General features: G+C 50.2%; 1 protein-coding gene and 2 pseudogenes. 2 read left to right on the forward strand and 1 reads right to left on the reverse strand.

The features are described from left to right. Together BFF42_RS14710 and scpC are read left to right on the forward strand one after the other, a co-directional pair. Window positions 1-351: pseudogene (locus BFF42_RS14710) on the forward strand (IS1-like element IS1B family transposase); the annotation flags it as partial. A 14-nt stretch (window positions 352-365) separates the two neighbouring features. After that, window positions 366-1583, forward strand: a pseudogene (gene scpC, locus BFF42_RS14715) (propionyl-CoA:succinate CoA transferase); the annotation flags it as partial. Here scpC and srsR read toward each other — a convergent pair. Then, the gene (gene srsR, locus BFF42_RS14720) at window positions 1580-2476 is read right to left on the reverse strand and encodes a LysR family transcriptional regulator SrsR (protein ID WP_000350806.1); all 897 of its coding nucleotides are present in this window, start codon (window positions 2474-2476) and stop codon (window positions 1580-1582) included. The pseudogene scpC and the gene srsR overlap by 4 nt on opposite strands. Window positions 2477-2665 lie beyond the last annotated feature (189 nt).

The following is a 2665-nucleotide window of genomic DNA, read 5'->3' on the forward strand; positions in this document are numbered from 1 at the left end:
GCTAAATCGCGCCAGCGCTGGCTGTTTTACGCGTATGACAGGCTCCGGAAGACGGTTGTTGCGCACGTATTCGGTGAACGCACTATGGCGACGCTGGGGCGTCTTATGAGCTTGCTGTCACCCTTTGACGTGGTGATATGGATGACGGATGGCTGGCCACTGTATGAATCCCGCCTGAAGGGAAAGCTGCACGTAATCAGCAAGCGATATACGCAGCGAATTGAGCGGCATAACCTGAATCTGAGGCAGCACCTGGCACGGCTGGGACGGAAGTCGCTGTCGTTCTCAAAATCGGTGGAGCTGCATGACAAAGTCATCGGGCATTATCTGAACATAAAACACTATCAATAAGTTGGAGTCATTACCCGTCCGGTTTACGTAAAAAGATCAATCAGGGCGCGGTGAGTTTCGTTGACCTGCATTTGAGCGAAGTGGCGCAAATGGTCAATTACGGTTTCTTCGGCGACATTGATGTTGCCGTCATTGAAGCATCGGCACTGGCACCGGATGGTCGAGTCTGGTTAACCAGCGGGATCGGTAATGCGCCGACCTGGCTGCTGCGAGCGAAGAAAGTGATCATTGAACTTAATCACTATCACGATCCGCGCGTTGCAGAACTGGCAGATATTGTGATTCCTGGCGCGCCACCGCGGCGCAATAGCGTGTCGATCTTCCATGCAATGGATCGCGTCGGTACCCGCTATGTGCAAATCGATCCGAAAAAGATTGTCGCCGTCGTAGAAACCAACTTGCCCGACGCCGGTAATATGCTGGATAAGCAAAATCCCATGTGCCAGCAGATTGCCGATAACGTGGTCACGTTCTTATTGCAGGAAATGGCGCATGGGCGTATTCCGCCGGAATTTCTGCCGCTGCAAAGTGGCGTGGGCAATATCAATAATGCGGTAATGGCGCGTCTGGGGGAAAACCCGGAAATTCCTCCGTTCATGATGTATTCGGAAGTGCTACAGGAATCGGTGGTGCATTTACTGGAAACCGACAAAATCAGCGGGGCCAGCGCCTCCAGCCTGACAATCTCGGCCGATTCCCTGCGCAAGATTTACGACAATATGGATTACTTTGCCAGCCGCATTGTGTTGCGTCCGCAGGAGATTTCCAATAACCCGGAAATCATCCGTCGTCTGGGCGTCATCGCTCTGAACGTCGGCCTAGAGTTTGATATTTACGGGCATGCAAATTCAACGCACGTAGCCGGGGTCGATCTGATGAACGGCATCGGCGGCAGCGGTGATTTTGAACGCAACGCGTATCTGTCGATCTTTATGGCTCCGTCGATTGCTAAAGAAGGCAAGATCTCAACCGTCGTGCCAATGTGCAGCCATGTTGATCACAGCGAACACAGCGTCAAAGTGATCATCACCGAACAAGGGATCGCCGATCTGCGCGGTCTTTCCCCGCTTCAACGCGCCCGCACTATCATTGATAATTGTGCACATCCTATGTATCGGGATTATCTGCATCGCTATCTGGAAAATGCGCCCGGCGGACATATTCACCACGATCTTAGCCACGTCTTCGACTTACACCGTAATTTAATTGCAACCGGCTCGATGCTGGGTTAATGGTTTGTCCCGTCACGATCTTCAGCAATATGCTGAAGCATCGTGGCGGTATAACGATGATTTCTGATTGAATAAAGATATTCCTGCATATACATCGGCCTGTGCGGCGCATCAAAATATTTCAGCGTTGCCGGATTCACCAGTCGCCAGGCAAAATGCGGGATCACCGTCAGAAAATGTCCGCGCTCCACGGCGCTGATTTTGGCCATAAAACTGTAGGGACGATAAATAATGGTGGGATTGATCCCACAAGGTCGCATATTCGCATCAATCATTGCTTCGAAGTTAGCCCGGTTTTGAAAGCGCATTTGTAGCCAGGGCAGCTCCTGAAGCAGCTCTTGCTCTTGACGCTCTTCATAACGGCGAGAAACGAGAAAGCCCAATCGCAGCGGTGGTAATTCACTGATAGTCAGGTTTTCCAGTTCCTGAACTCGTGCAGATACATGCTGTGGGGAGATAATAAAATCTAACTGACGGTCAAAAAGATTATCGATAACGCCGTTTTCGCTGAACTCAACTGGCTGGGCGGTCACGCCTTCATACTTATCTCCGAGACTAATCAACTGATCGAAAATAATTGTCGGATAAGTATTATCTATGCCAATCACAATTTCTCGTGAACGACGCCCTGAGTTATGGATTTCATTATCAATCGCAGAAAGTCGTTGATAAACCGGGAACAGTTTTTGATACAGTTCCTGACCGGCTTTATTGAGGCTGATATTATTATCTTTGCGGGTAAATAGCGTATAGCCAATTTGTTCTTCCAGCGCGGCAATGCTTTTACCAAATGGCGAAGCCGTCATATGGATTTTTTCTGCCGCCCGGGCAATATTATTGGTTTGCGCTAATAAAATGAAATTGCGCATCTTTTTCGAAATAAAAATGTCCATCCCCCGTTACTTTATTCGTACCCCTTATAATGGGGTGTTAGCCAGCCAGACCCGGCATGATTACTGCCCCCAGTCGTCCATGATCCGGGAGGTGATGTCACCGGGTCTGGTGGGGCGCTGGTAACCGCTAATAGGGGTCAGGTCAGGCACTTTTGCCGGGACCGTCTGTAACGTGGATGCCGGTACCTG

Origin of the sequence: Shigella sp. FC1661 (assembly GCF_001712525.1) — a bacterium.
Classification (GTDB): Bacteria; Pseudomonadota; Gammaproteobacteria; order Enterobacterales; family Enterobacteriaceae; genus Escherichia; species Escherichia coli.

Excerpts from the sequence above, each read along its gene's own strand:
- srsR (WP_000350806.1), bottom strand. The coding sequence starts at position 2,476 with ATGGACATTTTTATTTCGAAAAAGATGCGCAATTTCATTTTATTAGCG.